The sequence below is a fragment of the Rhizobium esperanzae genome, assembly GCF_002204185.1.
GTDB classification, from domain to species: Bacteria; Pseudomonadota; Alphaproteobacteria; order Rhizobiales; family Rhizobiaceae; genus Rhizobium; species Rhizobium esperanzae.
Genome location: NZ_MXPU01000014.1, coordinates 108,928 through 125,691, shown reverse-complemented (window position 1 = coordinate 125,691; position 16,764 = coordinate 108,928). Strand labels below are relative to the sequence as shown.

Here is a 16,764-nt window from a genome sequence, read left to right as displayed (position 1 = left end):
AGCGACAGTCGAGGAACGCGAAGGGGTGGAGGGGGGCCGCCTGCATGGGCTGCGCGGCTACGGTCGGCCGAGCGCGATTGCTTCGCGCACGGATACAAGCGGAAACTCTCAAGCCGCGATCGGCGAGGGGAGGTGGCGCAGTTGTACCGGCAGCTTGGCGGCGATCTCGTTCTCGCTGAGGTCTTCCAGCAGCTTTAGAACAGTGCCGCCTTTACCGCCGTAGATCATCAGGGTGCGTTTGCGGCGCGAGGCCTCTGGCCAGCGCTCGCCCGCATAGCCGCGATAATCGTCCGCCGTACTGCTCCAGATATGCTCGAAGCGTTCCTCGCGCGTCATGGTCCGGACCGGGCGGCTTTCGCGCTCGACAATCGAGACGCGCATGGTCTCGACGGAGGCTTGATCGGCAAGGTCGCAATAGCCGTGAAAATTGCGGATCGCCTCGTCGATCCGGAGCGCGAAGAACACTGATGTCACCGAGCCGGTCAGGAACTCGCGCATTGCGAACATCGAACCGCGGATCCAGAGCGGCGGCAGGATTTCGAACATGTAGTCGTGCTCGGCCTCGCCGATCTCGAACCATTCGCCGTTATAGAGCGGCGTTGCGTCGTCTCCCCAACGGTTGGGCCGCAGGAGATGACGGTCGAACATGCGGAACATCTGCGGTCGGCTTGCGACGCCTTGGAAGACTTTTCGGATTGCGGGAGAGGGGTTCATCTGCAGCTCCTTCGGAGGTTTCGGGCCGAAGCGCGGCACTGTCCTCTCGACCTTGCCTTCCTCTTCAGTCCTTCATGACCCCTTGGCTGCCGCCGGCATCGCGACCGTCGGGGTCAAGGGCCGGCTCCGCCGGGCGAAGCTTCCCTTGATGCCGGCGGCGCGCATGCGGCACGCCTCCTCCTTCCGTCCTTTCCCTCTTTTCCCTTTCCCTGACCTTCAGGGTTTCGTTCCAATCCTCCCGGGACGGCCGAAGTCGCGTCCAGTCGCAACCTGCATCGTCGGCAAGCGTCCGCAGCCGTTCGGCAAACATGTCGCCCTGCGGATTGGAGTCCGTCGCCGCAGCCATCTGGACGCCGGGCTTTCCAGCCAAATCCCGCAACGCCGCCTCCGTGGTTGGCGACCATCCACCGCCAGTGCTGAGATAAAGCGTGCCGTGCCGTAAACCTTCGATCGCAGCGAGGCTCATGGCATCGATTGCGGCCTCCGTGACCGCAAGACGCAATGGGCTGTCGGAACCGAAGCGGAAAAGGACCTTGGCTCCTCCGGATGCAAAACCCCGGTATTGCGGACCCCGCGCTTCCCAGCCGGTCAAGACTCCGGCCTGGTCCCGGTGCGCCGCCCACATGCTGCCTTGCGGACCTTCGCGCAGGATGTCACTTTTGATCGCCGCTCGCAGCACGTAAGTTGGCACGTGGCGCTCGCCACTGAGGTATCGCCATGTCGAGGAACCCGGCCAAGGTCGCCGGCGGGACCGCCAACGATCGGGAAGAGACAGGTCGCATCTCTCGCCATCTTTCGCCGGCTGCCACTCCGGCTCCGTGATCTGAAACCCTACGAGAGCCGCGACCCGTTCTACGCCTTCGAGAAAACCGACCCGATCGAGATGCTCTACGAGCCGGAACACATCGCCCTTCGCCTCGGAAAGAGGATCGAACCAACCACGCCCTTCATAGGTGACGATGATGATCTCACCGCCGCGGCGGAATTTGACTGCCCGCCGTGTGCTTTCCTTCGCGTCTATTGCAAACCCGGCATGCTCAAGCACCGCCGCACATCTGACCTGCTCGCGCAACGCTTCTATTTCTCTTCTCTTCATTTTTCCTTCCGATCGCCCGGCGATCGGCCTCCATAGCCCTTCCTTGCCCGTCGGTTCACCCGACCCCTTTCGGCAGGCCCCAAAGAGCAAAGGCCGCAAGGGCGCGGCGCGCAATTGTCGGATCATGCAAGCTGAAATTGGCCGCGGCGAAGCTTCCCTTGCGGCCCGCCGCTCGCAAGGGGCACGCCCCGGCGGTGCCGGCTCAATGAGCCGGCCAAGGCATGTACTCATGCACGATCGCCAGATCGTCGTCGGCGTCGATCTCATCGGAAGGAATGACGCCATATTCGCCGTCAACTTCGAAAAGGGTGACCGGTACCATCAGGTCACGGGAGAGCTGGAAGGCGTGGGACTGGGCGAGAGAGAGATCGTGCGACATTTGAGAGGCTCCTTCGGGAGCGGGCCAATTCCCGCTCGATGGCTCCTCCAAAGGCACGGGTCCGGGCGCGATCACCGCGACGCAAAGCGGAAGCGGCCGCAGCTTGCTAGCGGACCCCTCGCGGGTTGATCGTGGAAGATCCGGAACCGGCCAGGACGCCATCGGTAAAGAGCGGGATTGGCTTGCTTCCGTTTGGACCACCGTTTGACGCACGATTTTCGAGCTTCGTGCCAGGTCGTCGCTCCCCCAGGCCGATTACTCGTGTCTTCGATTTAGCGGGTCAGGTGTTAGCTGAGCGAAGGACTCTGCGTCGCCGCGTGACCGAATGTCGCGTCAGCTTCAGTCGTGCCACCGCCTAAGTTGCGATGAGTCGTGCCTTTCGCGGTTTGCGGAACCCGACCCTGCAAGCGAGAGCGATGGTGCCCGGAGACCGAATGCATAGTTCGCCGCCGACCCAATCTGTCCGCTAAATTTGATTCCCGAACGGCCGCGAAAGCGGGTGTCCACCCTCGGGGGGCACACGGAGGAGTGTTGCCGGATTTCTATCGCGGCGCGTTTCACATCAATAACCGAGCGGCACTCTGGATTGGCTTCCCCTTAAGCTCGGCATCACTTCGGTTCTCAGTATGATCACGCTCAAGAAGCGATGACACTATTGAAGCCTATCACGGGTTCCCTCAGACAACTCCTTGAGGATCAGCGCGCAAGACGTCGCACCAGCATCCAGCACGCCGAGCGATCGTTCGCCCAGCCTGCTGGCTCGGCCGATCCGTGCGATCAAGTTCACCGTCGAATCGCGGCCACTTTCGGCTGCCGCAACGAGGAGTTCCAATGCCTCGTCGAAGGATTTTCCTTCTGATGTCGCTTTGTCAAAAGCTTCAACAGCAGGCACCAACGTGTCAAGCAATGTCTTGTCGCCGACTTTGGCCGAACCAATTTCTTGAATACCCGTCAAGCCAGCATGCAGCATTCGGCTGAACGTCTTGCTGTCGATCTGGTCGACCTGATCGATCTGCTGGGCAAACTCGGTGAACATCACACCGTAAAGCGGACCCATAGATCCGCCGATCTCGGTCATCAGGACTGTTCCCAGGGTCTCAAGCGCTTTTGCGAGCGATAGCTCCTTGCCGCGTATCCGGTCGGCCACTAAACCGAAACCTTTCGCCATATTTATTCCGTGATCGCCGTCGCCAATCTTGCCGTCGATCTCGCTGAGGTAGGCGCGGTTGTCGATGATCGCTCTTGCCATGGAGACTACGATTTCTCCGGCTGCCGAGTTATTCATTTTTTGCATTGTTCCCTCCTTAAAGTGTCGCGGCGCAGCAAACCTCGACCTCCAGTAGCGACTTTAGCTCTTCATCGAGCGCCATGACCGTCAAAGTCGCTCCAACCATCTCAAGAGACGTGAAGTAGTTACCAACATACGCTTTGTGGATCCTGAGGCCGCGGCCGGAGATTTCCTCCTCGACTGTGTCGAAGAGAATGTAAAGTTCGTTCAGCGGTGTCGCGCCAAGGCCAGATACCAGTACGGCCACTTCTGTCCCCGAGCCGAGATCATGGTCATCCAGCACGATCTGGCACATATCCTTGGCGACCTCTGATGCGCTCTTGAGCGCTTCTACTCGCACGCCCGGCTCGCCGTGATGGCCGATACCGACTTCAATGGTGCCAGGCTCGATCTGGAAGTTCGGATGTCCGACCGCTGGAAGAGTGCACGGCCCCAATCCGACACCGACCGAGCGGCAATTGTCGATGGCCTTCTGCGCTGCGTCACGAACCTCGGATAGGCTGGCGCCCATCGACGCTTTCGCTCCGCCCACCTTCCACATGAAGATCTCTCCGGCAACGCCTCGGCGCTTCGCCTGCTCCTCCGCGGGGGCGGAGCATACGTCGTCGGTTGCAACGACCGTGGCAACCTCGATGCCGTCCTTTGCGGCGAGCTTCATCGCCATCTTCACGTTCATGTTGTCTCCGGCATAATTTCCGTAGAGGACAACGACCCCTTTCCCACCATTCGCTTCGCGTATGGCATCCTGAAAGCTCTTGGCCGTTGGCGACGAAAACAGTTCGCCGACCGCGACCGCGTCAAGCATGTTGCGGCCTATATAGCCAATGAAGGCAGGCTCGTGTCCGGAGCCACCTCCAGTTACGACACCCACTTTTCCTTGCGCGGGCCGGTCAATCGCCGTCACCACGCGTTGGTTTTCGGCGAGGCGCACGATGTCTCGGTGTGCCTTCACAAAGCCCTTGATGGTATCTTCCACGACCTCATCGCGGTTGTTTACAAAACGTTGCACTGCGTCCTCCTCCAGACACGGTCATAGATTGTCGTTGAGCGCTCGCCGGACGACCTTGAGCGACCGAGCCAGCGAGTCCTCGATCGATGACAGCGGCACGGGATCTTGGCGGCGAACGGGCTGCGCCTGCCGATTGCGATGCAGTCTCAAGGGAAGTTCAATACTGACCGGGAGGCTGTCGAGCTTTGCGATTGCAGCCAGGAGGCGCTCGCACCCGACCTTGCCGTCGCCGATATCGCAGAAAAACCAACCTTCGTCGGTTTCACGGACATCCTTGATATGGGCGTGCGCCGATTCCGGCAGCGCCAGGATTCCATCACCTGCGAGATCGTCCATGTCCGGTCGATGTGACGCTGTGTTTGCGGCGTCGTAATTTAGCTTTAGAAAGGGCGATCCGAATTCCTCAACAAGAGAAATACCGTCTCGCGCGGTGTTGATCAGGCTATCGCTGCCGTCTCCTGGGTTTTCCAGGCCAACGATGATATCGAAGGCTTCCGCTCTTCTCAGTATGGTTTCGACGTTGCGACGGAATGTTGCCTCTCTTTGTCGGGCGGCCGCGTTGGTCGCAATAACCTTGGCTCCAATCGCCGCGGCGAATGCCATGCGGCCCGTGAACACTTCGACCGAATCTTCGAAACCGAGGTCGATGTGCGACGACATTGCATGACACAAGAGCCCCGAAGACCTAAGCGCGCTGCGCCAACTGGTCATCTCGGAAGCTTTGAAGGCGGTCTCGTCAAAGGGTTCTGTATATCCAACGATAAAGGCCGGCTCGAAATGCGTGAACCCGAGGGTTGCCGCGCTCTCCAGTGCGGCCTCTCTGCTATGCCCGTCGTACGGCGCGCCGGACACGGAGATCACCCGTTCAGCCATGCATTCCTCCCTTAGAAGAACGGCGCAAAGTCCGTTCCGATGGGCAAAGTGTTAAAAGCGCTTCATCCGGACAAGCGAATTCCATCGGTCAATGCATGAATACATCTCAACAGCTGCATCATTTGCGTTAAATTTCCTCATGGAATATAGATGAAGGGCGTCCTCCAGCGTACTGAATCTCTCCAGTGGGAAAGGTGGCGAGGCACGCATAAACGGGAGGAGGGGTGATGAGCGCGTTGGAGTTTCCTTCGCTGCGATCGCTACAGGTGTTGGAAGCTGTCGCACGTCTTGGATCTTTTGGAAAAGCCGCCGAGGAACTGAGCATCAGCCCCTCGGCCGTGAGCCATCAAATGGCCGCGCTGGATTCGGAGCTCGGAATTGCTTTATTTCATCGTTCCGGGCGTTCAATCATGCTGACTGACGCGGGGAGGGCTTACGCCGAAGAGATCAGCGCCTCGTTTCGAAGGATCGAGAGCGCCACGCGCAATTTCACGAAGAAGGGCAAAAGTGACATTCTGAATATCCATTCGGTCGTCAGTCTCGCTTCGCAGTGGCTCATGCCTCGCCTGGCCCGGTTTAGCGCCCGCTATCCGGAGATCGATCTTCGACTGCACGCTTCTGGTGACCCGGCCGAGCTCAGGACCGGCAACGTCGATATAGACATCCGCTACGGAACGCAGCCCGTGGAGGTTGGCATCGCCGTCGAGCCCTTCCCACCCGAGCCAATAATGGTCCTGTGCGCCCCATCGTTGGTCGAGGGCGCAAACGGAATACGCTCACCGCAGGATCTCGCCAGATTTCCGCTCATCCACTCCGAAGTGAACCTCTATCGCTGGCAGGATTGGGCCGACGACCACGGTGTGAGGCTCAACATGGATCGGGGACTGCGTTTCGATAGATCTTTCATGTCCATCAATGCGGCCGCGGATGGACTTGGCGTTTGCCTGGAAAGCCTCATACTCGTCCGGCAAGATCTGAAAAGCGGGAGGCTCGTTGCGCCGTTTGGCCCGGAAGGCCCCAGCATCAATTGCCATAGTCTCGTGTACTTGAGGTCCAGGGCAAGAACACCAAAGATCGCTCTGTTCAAGCGTTGGATCGAAGAGACCCTGGCTGGCGACACGGTTTCTGCGAGTGAGATCGACGTCGGCGGGAGGTGAGTTATGCACACTCAGGGTCGGTGATGCGCGACTGGTGGATCAGACGCGCATCCCCGACGTCAGGCAGTGGTTTAGTCAAAGAATTTCCGGAGTTCGTTCGCTATGAATTCGGGAGCTTCTTCTGCAACCCAGTGACCCGAGCCCGGGATCAATCCGCCTCGAACGTCACTCGCCACCCGCTGCATTGATTCCATCGTCTCCATGCCGCGGCCAAAACCACTGTCTCCGCCCAGGGCGAGGACCGGCATTTCGAGCTTGCCATCCCTCTCGAGGAATAACTCGTTGTCTTTGACGTCGGTTGGAAAGCCCCGATAATAGGCGAGAAGTGTGCGTAGGCCACCCGGTTTTAGGTAGGTACGGAAATACTCATTCTTGTCTTCCTGAGATAGCACGTTTGCCCGGCTGCCATAATTGTCAAACAACCATTCCAGATAGATATGCTCGCGACCGCCGAACATCGCTTCCGGCAAATCCGGCGTCCTGAAGAAGGGGTGGTGCCAACGCCGGCCGCCTTGCGACATGTCCGCTCCATCGCCAGGAATGGTAACGTCCAGGATCGCGAGCTTGCTAACAGCCTCCCGGTGCTGCGCGGCCAGGGCAAACGCCACCGGGCCGCCCCAGTCGTGTCCCACAAGATTGAAGCGATCGATCTTCAGATGTTCAGAAAGAAGCTCCCACACGTCTTCGGCAATCGTCTTCTTGTCGTACCCATCGGCGGGCCGGGAAGTGTCGCCGAGGCCCCGCAGGTCCGGCGCGATGATCGCGTACTTGTCGGCGAGGAAGGGGATCACGTGCCGCCATTCGTGCGAACTCTGCGGCACCCCGTGAAGGAGAACCAGCGGCTTACCGGATCCTGCGGTCAGGTAGTGCATGGTGATGCCGGACAGTCGCGCGTAATTGCTTTTGATCTCGGCACTCATTTCTTTGCCTCCTTCTGGCCCGCGGTCATCCCCCGATACGCACGAATGACCTGACTGTCATCTGCCGAGCCCGACCCCTGGCCAGACGCGGCAAGGAAGAACTGATGCGCAACGGAGGCGAGCGGCAGGGCGGCCCTGGCAGAGGAGCCAGCGGCAAGCACGATACCGAGATCTTTCACAAAGATGTCTACCGCGCTCGTTACCTCTGGGTCTTCCAGAAGCATACGCTGGCCACGATCGTTGAGCATCCAGCTGGCAGCCGCCGAGCCGGACACGATCTCGAGTACCGTTGAGGTGTCGAGCCCAGCCCTTTCGGCGAGCGACAGCGCCTCAGCCGCTGCCGCCAAGTGTACACCGCACAGCAACTGGTTGACCGCTTTGGCAACCGATGCCTGGCCAGGCCGCTCCCCGAGATAATAGATCTTGGAGCCGAGCACGTCGAGAAGATCGCGGCTCATTTCATAGGTTTGCCTGTCGCCAGCCACCATAATGGAAAGCGACGCGTCACGCGCTCCGGCGACGCCGCCGGAAACAGGTGCATCCAGAAACCGGTGACCGCGAGCAGTCACGGCCTCGGCGAGCTGTTCAACCTCGCCGGGAGGGCATGTTGACATCAGGACGACGATGCTGGTCCTGGTTGAATTTGCCAGGGCGCCCCGTTCAAAGAGGGCTTGGTGCGCCTGGTCGATGTTGACCACCATCAACATCAAGACGTCGGTCTCGCTGGCGGCTTCTGTGGCGTCTGGATAGGCAGTCCCGCCACTGTCAGCGAAGCTTTTTAGAGCATTCTCCGAGATGTCAAACCCCTTGACCCTGAAGCCGCTTTTTAGGAGATGCGACGCCATGGGCAATCCCATGGAGCCGAGACCAAAAAAACCGATTGTCGGTTTTCCCGGTCCTCGTGCCGGGCTCGGCTTTGTTTCTAAAGCTTGGTGCAATTCCGGTCTCCTCCGAGATACTGGCACGTCATAGGTCGGCACATCCCACCGGAGTGCCATGGTCGCATGCAAAGCGGTTAGCATAGCGGCTTCCTCCACATCAAAAGAGTTTGCCCAAAAAACATGTGATCTGGATTCATGTTGCCTGGCGCGTTCTCCTAGAAAAACTTTGTCTCCATCGCGGGTCACGCCGAACTCGCCTGAGTTCAACTCAACATTGGCCTGAGGCAATTCATTTGCGGACGTTTGGCGCAAGCGCCTATTTTACGTCCAGCCGCACAGTGGGAGGCTTCCGGCTTCAGCGACGTCACACCAAGGTCTAAGCAACCTGCGAGAAACTGAGGACCGCTACGAGGAGAGCGCCTGCGCTGGAGGCTCCTAAAAACATCGACATAGATCAACACGGTTCGAGGAGGAACCAATGATCACAATGAACCGCCGTACCCTTATTATGAGTTCCGTGGCGATGACCGCCACGCTTGCGGCACCTCGCACAATGCGCGCGAGCTCGCCAGAGTTTTCGTTTAAATTTGCCAACATCATGCCCGTTGATCATCCGCTCAACACCCGCATGACCGAGGCTTCCAACAAGATCAGCGAGCAAACAGACGGCCGCGTGAGTATTCAGGTGTTTCCCGCGAGCCAGCTCGGCACCGATGCTGATATGCTCAGCCAGCTTCGATCGGGTGGCCTGGACCTTCTTGCGCAGACAGGCCTCATCGCAGCGACACTCGTTCCGCCCGCGGCCATCACCGGCGTAGGATTTGCCTACCCCAACTATGCTCAGGTCTGGAAGTCGGTGGATGGCGAGCTCGGCCGGAGCATCCGGACGGCTTTTGAGAAGGTCAACCTGATCGCCTTCGAGAAGATGTGGGACAACGGCTTCCGGCAGACCACCTCGATCGGCAAACCGATCAAGTCGCCCGAGGACCTCAAGGGCTTCAAGATCCGCGTCCCTCCTGCGCCGCTCTGGACATCGCTCTTCAAGTCCCTCGGCGCCGCGCCGACATCAATTCCATGGGGCGAAACCTATTCCGCGCTTCAGACTCACGTGGCTGACGGTCTCGAAAACCCGCTCGCTGGCATTTACTTTGCCAAAATGTACGAGGTTCAAAAGTATCTTTCCCGGACCAACCATATGTGGGACGGCTTCTGGATCCTCGCCAATCGGGACAACTTCGAGATGTTGCCTGAGGACTTGCGTGACATTGTCGTCACCGAAATCAATCGCTCGGCTCTCGTGCAACGCGCTGATGTCGAAAAGCTGAATTCCGAACTCCAGGCAGAGCTGACGAGCAAGGGTCTTGAATTTATCGACGTCGATACTGCCCAGTTCCGCGCGACGCTGCAGGCTTCGTCGTTCTACTCCGATTGGAAGGGGCGTTTCGGCGAGGAAGCATGGGCGTTGCTGGAGTCTACCTCGGGCAAATTGATCTGAGGCGTTGACATGGCTACTTCTGAAAATGTCAGCCCCCCGGTGATTGGCGCGTGGCCAGTCCTGGCCAAAGCTGAAGCGGGCGTGGTGCGCCTGATTGAATTGATCGCCGCAGCACTTGTTGTCGTCGAGGTACTCGTGCTGTCGGCGGGCGTCTTCGCCCGCTATGCATGGGGCGAGCCGCTCATCTGGTCGGACGAGCTCGCCTCCATGTTGTTCCTCTGGCTTTCGATCGTGGGCGCGGTCCTCGCTTTTCACCGCGGACAGCACATGAGGATGGGCGTTATCGCGGACGCGATGCCGCCCGTCGTAAGGGCAAGACTGGAGGTGGCTGCACTTGTCTTTTGCCTTTCGGTCTGCGTGCTTCTTCTACCCAAAGCCACGGTCTACGCTCTTCATGAAGTTCCGGTCGTCACTCCCGCGATGGAGGTTTCGGTCGCATGGCGTTCGTTTGGTCTTCCGATCGGACTTGGCCTGATGCTTATCCTTGGCGTGACCAATGCCCTTCAGCGCATCAGGCTGAGCGATTTCCTGATCGGAGTCCTTGTAGCCGCATGCTTGATAGGGTTGGCGATTGCGGCGAAACCGTTGATCATGGCGATGGGCAACTGGAACCTCGTGCTTTTCTTCGTAGTCTTCATCGCACTAGGTGTGCTGAGCGGCGTACCAATCGCGTTCGTGTTCGCTCTCGCTGCCATCAGTTATGTGGCTCTGGGTACGAGCCGTCCGATAAGCGTGATCGCGGGTCGGCTTGATGAGGGAATGTCGCATCTTCTCCTGCTGGCGGTCCCGCTGTTCGTGCTGCTGGGTATGCTGATGGAGGTTACGGGCATGGCAAAAGCGATGCTGAACTTCCTGGCGTCCTTGCTCGGACATGTCAGAGGCGGCCTGTGTTACGTCCTCGTCGCGGCAATGTATCTGGTGTCTGGGATATCGGGTTCGAAGACCGCCGACATGGCTGCTGTCGCCCCGGCACTGTTCCCGGAGATGAAAGCGAGAGGATCAAAGCCCGGTGATCTCGTGGCCCTGCTTGCGGCTACGGGTGCGCAGACGGAGACGATCCCGCCGAGCCTCGTATTGATCACCATCGGATCGGTTACGAGCGTATCGATTTCGGCCCTGTTCATAGGCGGTCTTTTGCCGGCGTTCGTCTGCGGATTGATGCTTTGCGTTGTCGTCTGGTGGCGCTATCGCAACGAGGACATGTCGGGTTTTCGCAAGCCGCCGGCCAGGGAGATCTCCCGCACATTCCTGATTGCGCTTCCGGCTTTGGCCCTGCCTTTTATCATCCGTACAGCGGTTGTCGAAGGCGTTGCTACCGCCACGGAAGTCTCGACAATCGGCATTACCTACTCGCTGCTGGCAGGCCTCCTCATTTACCGCCGGTTCGACTGGAAGCGGGTGGGTCCGATGCTGGTGGAAACGGCGGTCTTGTCCGGAGCCATCCTTTTCATCATCGCGGCGGCAACGGCTGTGGCCTGGTGCCTAACTCAATCGGGTTTTTCGCGTGGGCTGGTTCAGACGATGGCGGGTCTACCCGGAGGAGCGCCGATCTTTATGATCGTGTCGATCGTCGCGTTCATTGTGCTCGGTAGCGTGCTGGAAGGCATTCCCGCGGTGGTTCTGTTCGCACCTCTGGTATTTCCGATCGCCAAGGGATTAGGGATCCACGACGTGCACTATTCGATCGTGGTCATTCTCGCCATGGGAGTGGGCTTGTTCCTCCCGCCGTTCGGCGTCGGTTATTATGCCGCCTGTGCAATCGGCCGTGTGAACCCGGTGGAAGGGATAAAGCCGCTGTGGGGGTACATGATCGCCCTGCTTCTCGGGCTTGCGATCGTCGCAGCGGTGCCCTGGATCTCGATCGGCTTCCTATGACGTGCGACCGTAGGCGGCCGGTAGAGAAGTCGGCCATTCTACGATCGTAACCATGTCTGATAAGGCGGAATGCCGGGCTGGCAACGTGCTTCAGAAGCATGCTGCTGGCTCCGCAATATGCCCGGGAAGGAATGTACCGCCCACCGGAAGATCGTTACGTCCTCGCGGTTTTCCGTGGCTTCTTCCTCAAGGAGCGGTGCGCTCTTCGAGGGAAGAGGTAACATCTATCCTCCTACCGCTTAATGAACACCGTTGGCGACCTGACGCAGAGCCACTCACATGACAAAGAGGCAGCCAAGGCGATCCACGATAATCTTGCCGATATTCGGATGCGAGCCGCGTCCCGTGTTGAGCGATGCTCATTGAAATGGACTTGCAATTCAATTGTCGTAGACCTGCCACTTGATACCTTTCCAATGCAGACAAAGCCGAAATCCGTCGCAAGACAAGCGCGGTCTGCAGACGCTTTTTTACAAATGGGGAGGAGTGAAATGGGAAATGAACGTTTCGAGATCGACCGCCGCAACTTACTATTGGCAGGGGGAGCTGCTTTGAGTGGAGCCGTTTTGGGTGCGAACAGTATAGCGGCTCACGCTAGGGCGAGCCCCGTTTCCGGGGCACAAGCTCCGGACTTTTATCGATTTGCCATTGGGGACGCCCAAGTAACCATCGTATCAGACGGCCCACTTCCGCTCGGCGACCCGACACAAAGCTTTCTCGGCGTCCCGGCCGACGAGATAAGATCCATGCTAAACCACAGCTTCCTGCCCACGGATGAGATCGTTCTCGCTCAGAACGCACCTGTCGTAAACATCGGTGGCAAGCTGATTTTGTTCGACACGGGGATGGGATCGCTTAAGCAATTTGGCCCGACGACTGGCCGTCTCAAGTCTTGCTTGGCCGCCGCGAATATTGCGCTGGAAGATATTGACGCTGTCGTCTGTTCGCATGCTCATTGGGACCACGTCGGCGGAATCTGGGGCGACGACGGGAAACCAACGTTTCCAAACGCCCAGGTGTACATCAGCCAAACCGACTACGATTTCTGGACCGACGAGAAAAAACTTGGAGGCGATCTCAACGGTCTTGTTAAAGCCGCGATCCACAACCTCAAACCCGTGCGGGACCGCATGGTTTTTTTCCAGGACGAACAAGAGTTTCTTCCTGGTATTCATGCCATTAGCGCTCCTGGACACACACTCGGCCATAGCTGCTTTATGATTGAATCAGCAGGAAAGACAATGTGCTATGGCGGCGACCTCACTCATCATCCTGTGCTTCTGTTCGAAAAGCCTTTGATGGAATTTGCGTTCGATACCGATCCCAAACTGTCGGCTCAATCGCGTGTGCGCATTCTGAAAATGCTGGCCTCCAATAGAATACCCTTCATGTCCTACCACTTCCCATGGCCGGGCTACGGGCACGTTGGCATAGCGGGAGAGGGCTTCGAGTATTTTCCTGAGCCACTACATCTTAGCCTGTTGGACTGAGTGGTAGAGAAGGGCGCGAGGGCAATACCTTCGCGTCAATCCTATCCGGAGGGCAGTCGAACGAAATCATCACATGGCGGAAGTTACGCAACAAGCAGTGTGCGCCTTCATCGCGTTGCTAGACATCAAGTCTCGCGGGAACGCCAACTGAAATCAAGAGCGATCGGCGGACCGCACCTAAAGGCCATTCCTGATCGGAAACATATCCTCGCCGTAGTGGTGAAGCCTCGTGTGATGCCGTCGGCATAACCAGCGCACCTTTAAAGGGTCGTCGTATTGATCATGATGGGCGTCGACCATTTCAATCCCGCAGACCTCACATGTTTGCTTTTCCAGCTCGCCTGCCTTTACAGCTCGCTGTACAGCAAGATGAGCATCATATTTCGCTGGATTAGCACGGCGCCAATTTGCTTGGCGGGTGTCGGTTTTCAGCATCGCCGCATCCTGTGCCTGTAATTTTGCGCTCTCGACCGATAGATACCTGGAAAGGGCTGCAGGCTCAAGTTTCGGCACAGATCGACGGCGTCTGTCCGTGGCTCCGCGTCCGAAAACAAGATTTCTCATTGCCAGAAATGATCAGGGTTGGGCGATCGAGATCCACCTTTGCTGCCCGCAATCTTCGCACCGGCGGATACGATATCGCTCGGGTGGATCGGTGCTCCCGATCTTAGCGCGCTGGATGACTAAGCTTGAAATTTCTGCTCGATACATATGTCCTGAAGGAGATCGGTCGAGCCGAACTGCACGAGAATGTGGCAGCCCTCGATATGATTGACGATTCCGATCTCGCGGCTAGCGTGAGCTCAGTTCGAGAGACTGCGAAAGGCATCAAAAAAAAGCGTAGGACCGACGCTGTCGCGAACGTGTCCGCCAACGCTTCCGACGCCATCTTCGCCGCCTATGAAGGTCGGTATCCTTCCTGTCGATGACAATATCGCCCGTCTTGAGCCATTCATTCACTCATTCACCGAGCTTCACCGCCACTGCGCTCTTTTTTTGGGACTCAACCACCGCCAAACGTAGTCTTTGATTCTCTGCACGATTAGAGCGCTAAGACAGCGCCCTTTTGCGTGACAGTTCCACTCAAACGGATGTCGGTGGCCGAGAACCCAACCATAACTGCAAATTCCCCCGTCTCTATCCGCCAGCACCGCTCGGTCGTGTCGAAGAAGGCAAATGTTCGGGCGTCAAGAATGAAACTGAGCCTTCGTTTCTCACCGGGTTCCAGGCCGATTTTCGAGAAGGCCTTCAATTCTTTAACCGGTCTGGGTACAGATGCTTCAACATCGCCCACATAGATTTGCACCACTGCCGAACCTGGCCGCTCGCTGACGTTGGTCAATCCCAGTGTCACTGTCACCGCGCCGGCAGGATCCGGCAGCCCCACCGTCAGGTCTGACATCGCAAAGCTTGAATAACCGAGACCATGACCGAAGGGGAACAGTGGCTTAATGTCCTGGCGATCGTAGTGCCGATATCCAACGAACACACCTTCGTCATATCGCACATGGCCATTCTTGCCTGGATAGACCGCGTCATCCTCGGTATGTGTGGGATTGTCAGCCCAGCGCACGGGGAAAGTCTGTGCCAGTCGGCCCGAGGGCTCGGCCTTGCCAAGGAGCACATCGGCGATCGCGTTGCCAGCTTCCTGACCGGGATACCAGCATTGCAGTACTGCACGAGCACCGGAAAGCCAGGGCATTTCCACCGGTCCACCGGTTTGTAGGACGACAATCGTGTTCGGATTGGCCGCAATTACCGCCTCAACAAGCTGGTCCTGCAGACCAGGAAGTGCAATGCCGCGGAGATCGGAGCCCTCGGTATCCCAGTCGCCCGTTCTGCCCACGAAGACTACCGCATGATCAGCCTTCGCGGCGACGGCTGCTGCCTCGGCAATCTCCGCTTCGGCCGAAAACCTGCCTATTCCTACCCGAATTGCGGCGATATAGAGGTTGACGTGATCGTGCCGGGCGTACTCGGCGACGACCTCGTATGTACGGCCGGCTTCGAGCGTGATTTCACCCACGACCTCCTCGCAGCCTTCTTCAAAGAATGTGGTACCACGTGTCCAGGAAGCCCAGGCGTCCACCACAAGCCTGCCGTCCACATAGACCCGACCAAGCCCGGCCGAGGTCAGGCCGACGCGATAGACGCCGGCTTCTAAGGCTGTGAATACGGTGCGCATTCGGGCGGAAAAGCGATGCGGATCGACTAGGCCCCCGGCCACGGGGGGCAACCATACACCGAGGCTCGACGGTTCCTCGATAACCTTCACGGGCTCGCCAGCAAGCTCCCTTTCTTGGAAAAATTCGAAGGTTGTCGGGTTTTCGATCAGCGGCTGAAACCGATAATTGCTGCAACCCTGAGCGTAGCACACGTTCTCCTCACCCAGGGCGTCCGCCAGCCCCTGCCACGGACTGACGACATAGTGGGGGTTCAACTGCGCCGAGCCGCCTCCCATAACCTGCGCGATCTTGGCATTGGGTCCAATGATGGCGACCGTACCTTGCTGAGCCAATGGCAGGATGCCGTCATTCTGTAGCAGAACTGCGCTTTCCGCTCCCGCGCGCCTGATGAGTGCCCTATGTTCCGGCCGATTAATGGCGTACTCCTTAAACTCGCGATGATCGTTGATTGCGCCGGTGCGTTCCATCAGGGTCAGGATATTGTGCACACAGGCGCGGACGGTCTCGACACTTACCTCGCCCGCGTCGATCGCCGCCAGAAGCTTGGAGCCGCGGTCGCGGGTCGGGCCCGGCATCTCCAGATCCAGCCCAGCATTCACGGTGGGTGCGGTCGAACGCGAGCCGAACCAGTCCGACATCACCACGCCGTTAAAACCCCAGTCACCGCGTAGTACCTCGTTCAACAGCCAATGGCTTTCCGCCGTGTAAGTACCGTTTAGTTTGTTATATGAAGACATCACGGCCCAGACCTTTGCCCGCTTCACCGCCGCCTCAAAGGGTATTAGGTAGACTTCGCGCAGAGTGCGTTCATCGATATCTGAAGAGATGGTTGTACGTTCGATCTCGGACTCGTTGCCGGCGAAATGTTTTATCGTGGCACCCACTTTCTTGGACTGCAGACCTTCGATATAGCCGACGGCAAGTTCCGCCGTCAGTATCGGATCCTCAGAGAAACACTCAAAGTTGCGGCCGTTTGTGACGCTGCGCTGGATGTTAACGGTCGGCGCCAACGAGACATGAGCCCCTTTGGAAAGAACCTCGTCACCTAGCGCACTGCCGATTTCCCTGGCTAGGTCCGGGTTCCAACTCGCTCCGATGGCAATGCCTACCGGGAAAGCCGCTGCAGTCACACCCCCGACAAAAGACCCCGCCCCGCGGGCGCCGTTGGGGCCGTCCGTCAAGCGCAATCTCCCTATCCCTAGGCGGTCGATGGGCGGTAAAGACCAGAACGTATCGCCGGAAAGTAGCGAGACCTGCTCGGCCAAGGTCATATTATCGAGCAATGCTCTCGTATCAGTCATCTTCTCTGCTTCCTCAATCTCAACACTTACCGTTCCCAGATCGGGCATCTCTATATGCATATTGGGAAAGCTGGTGAGGTCGGCGTCATCCGTGGAGCCG

General features: G+C 58.4%; 15 protein-coding genes. 5 read left to right on the top strand and 10 right to left on the bottom strand.

Translation table 11 applies throughout. The features are described 5' to 3' along the window. Positions 1 to 108 precede the first annotated feature (108 nt). From B5E41_RS20840 to B5E41_RS20820, 6 genes are all read right to left on the bottom strand, one after another. The gene (locus B5E41_RS20840; protein ID WP_088395912.1) at positions 109 to 714 is read right to left on the bottom strand and encodes a DUF1419 domain-containing protein; all 606 of its coding nucleotides are present in this window, start codon (positions 712 to 714) and stop codon (positions 109 to 111) included. A 64-nt stretch (positions 715 to 778) separates the two neighbouring features. Beyond that, positions 779 to 1,810, bottom strand: coding sequence for a DUF3991 and toprim domain-containing protein (locus tag B5E41_RS20835; protein ID WP_088395869.1), 1,032 nt, complete (start codon positions 1,808 to 1,810; stop codon positions 779 to 781). Between the two features lie 202 nt (positions 1,811 to 2,012). Next, positions 2,013 to 2,189 (bottom strand): hypothetical protein, encoded by a 177-nt coding sequence (locus B5E41_RS31815; RefSeq protein WP_170961508.1) that lies wholly within the window; start codon positions 2,187 to 2,189, stop codon positions 2,013 to 2,015. Between the two features lie 652 nt (positions 2,190 to 2,841). Beyond that, complete coding sequence (gene dhaL, locus B5E41_RS20830; protein WP_088395868.1) at positions 2,842 to 3,483, bottom strand: dihydroxyacetone kinase subunit DhaL; 642 nt, start codon at positions 3,481 to 3,483, stop codon at positions 2,842 to 2,844. 10 nt (positions 3,484 to 3,493) lie between these two features. Beyond that, complete coding sequence (locus tag B5E41_RS20825; protein ID WP_088395867.1) at positions 3,494 to 4,486, bottom strand: dihydroxyacetone kinase subunit DhaK; 993 nt, start codon at positions 4,484 to 4,486, stop codon at positions 3,494 to 3,496. Between the two features lie 21 nt (positions 4,487 to 4,507). Then, entirely contained in the window at positions 4,508 to 5,359 is an 852-nt protein-coding gene (locus B5E41_RS20820) for a sugar phosphate isomerase/epimerase family protein (protein WP_088395866.1), read from the bottom strand. 227 nt (positions 5,360 to 5,586) lie between these two features. Between B5E41_RS20820 and B5E41_RS20815 the strand changes: the two genes are divergently transcribed. Beyond that, the gene (locus B5E41_RS20815) at positions 5,587 to 6,516 is read left to right on the top strand and encodes a LysR substrate-binding domain-containing protein (RefSeq protein ID WP_088395865.1); all 930 of its coding nucleotides are present in this window, start codon (positions 5,587 to 5,589) and stop codon (positions 6,514 to 6,516) included. A gap of 71 nt (positions 6,517 to 6,587) precedes the next feature. Here the strand turns inward: B5E41_RS20815 and B5E41_RS20810 are convergent, their stop codons facing one another. Then, positions 6,588 to 7,436, bottom strand: coding sequence for an alpha/beta fold hydrolase (locus tag B5E41_RS20810; RefSeq protein ID WP_088395864.1), 849 nt, complete (start codon positions 7,434 to 7,436; stop codon positions 6,588 to 6,590). After that, positions 7,433 to 8,401, bottom strand: coding sequence for an NAD(P)-dependent oxidoreductase (locus tag B5E41_RS20805; RefSeq protein WP_088395911.1), 969 nt, complete (start codon positions 8,399 to 8,401; stop codon positions 7,433 to 7,435). Before B5E41_RS20805 ends, B5E41_RS20810 begins: the two co-directional genes overlap by 4 nt. A gap of 394 nt (positions 8,402 to 8,795) precedes the next feature. Between B5E41_RS20805 and B5E41_RS20800 the strand changes: the two genes are divergently transcribed. The 3 genes from B5E41_RS20800 to B5E41_RS20790 all read left to right on the top strand — a co-directional run bounded on the left by B5E41_RS20800 (position 8,796) and on the right by B5E41_RS20790 (position 13,177). Beyond that, the gene (locus B5E41_RS20800; RefSeq protein WP_081284275.1) at positions 8,796 to 9,812 is read left to right on the top strand and encodes a TRAP transporter substrate-binding protein; all 1,017 of its coding nucleotides are present in this window, start codon (positions 8,796 to 8,798) and stop codon (positions 9,810 to 9,812) included. Between the two features lie 9 nt (positions 9,813 to 9,821). After that, complete coding sequence (locus B5E41_RS20795) at positions 9,822 to 11,687, top strand: TRAP transporter large permease (RefSeq protein WP_088395863.1); 1,866 nt, start codon at positions 9,822 to 9,824, stop codon at positions 11,685 to 11,687. Positions 11,688 to 12,178: 491 nt separating this feature from the next. Next, complete coding sequence (locus B5E41_RS20790) at positions 12,179 to 13,177, top strand: MBL fold metallo-hydrolase (protein ID WP_088395910.1); 999 nt, start codon at positions 12,179 to 12,181, stop codon at positions 13,175 to 13,177. 177 nt (positions 13,178 to 13,354) lie between these two features. Here the strand turns inward: B5E41_RS20790 and B5E41_RS20785 are convergent, their stop codons facing one another. Beyond that, positions 13,355 to 13,612, bottom strand: coding sequence for a hypothetical protein (locus B5E41_RS20785; protein ID WP_081284274.1), 258 nt, complete (start codon positions 13,610 to 13,612; stop codon positions 13,355 to 13,357). A 254-nt stretch (positions 13,613 to 13,866) separates the two neighbouring features. Between B5E41_RS20785 and B5E41_RS20780 the strand changes: the two genes are divergently transcribed. Then, positions 13,867 to 14,106, top strand: coding sequence for a hypothetical protein (locus B5E41_RS20780; RefSeq protein ID WP_088395862.1), 240 nt, complete (start codon positions 13,867 to 13,869; stop codon positions 14,104 to 14,106). Between the two features lie 113 nt (positions 14,107 to 14,219). Here the strand turns inward: B5E41_RS20780 and B5E41_RS20775 are convergent, their stop codons facing one another. Beyond that, complete coding sequence (locus tag B5E41_RS20775; protein ID WP_088395909.1) at positions 14,220 to 16,664, bottom strand: beta-glucosidase; 2,445 nt, start codon at positions 16,662 to 16,664, stop codon at positions 14,220 to 14,222. Between the last annotated feature and the right edge of the window lie 100 nt (positions 16,665 to 16,764).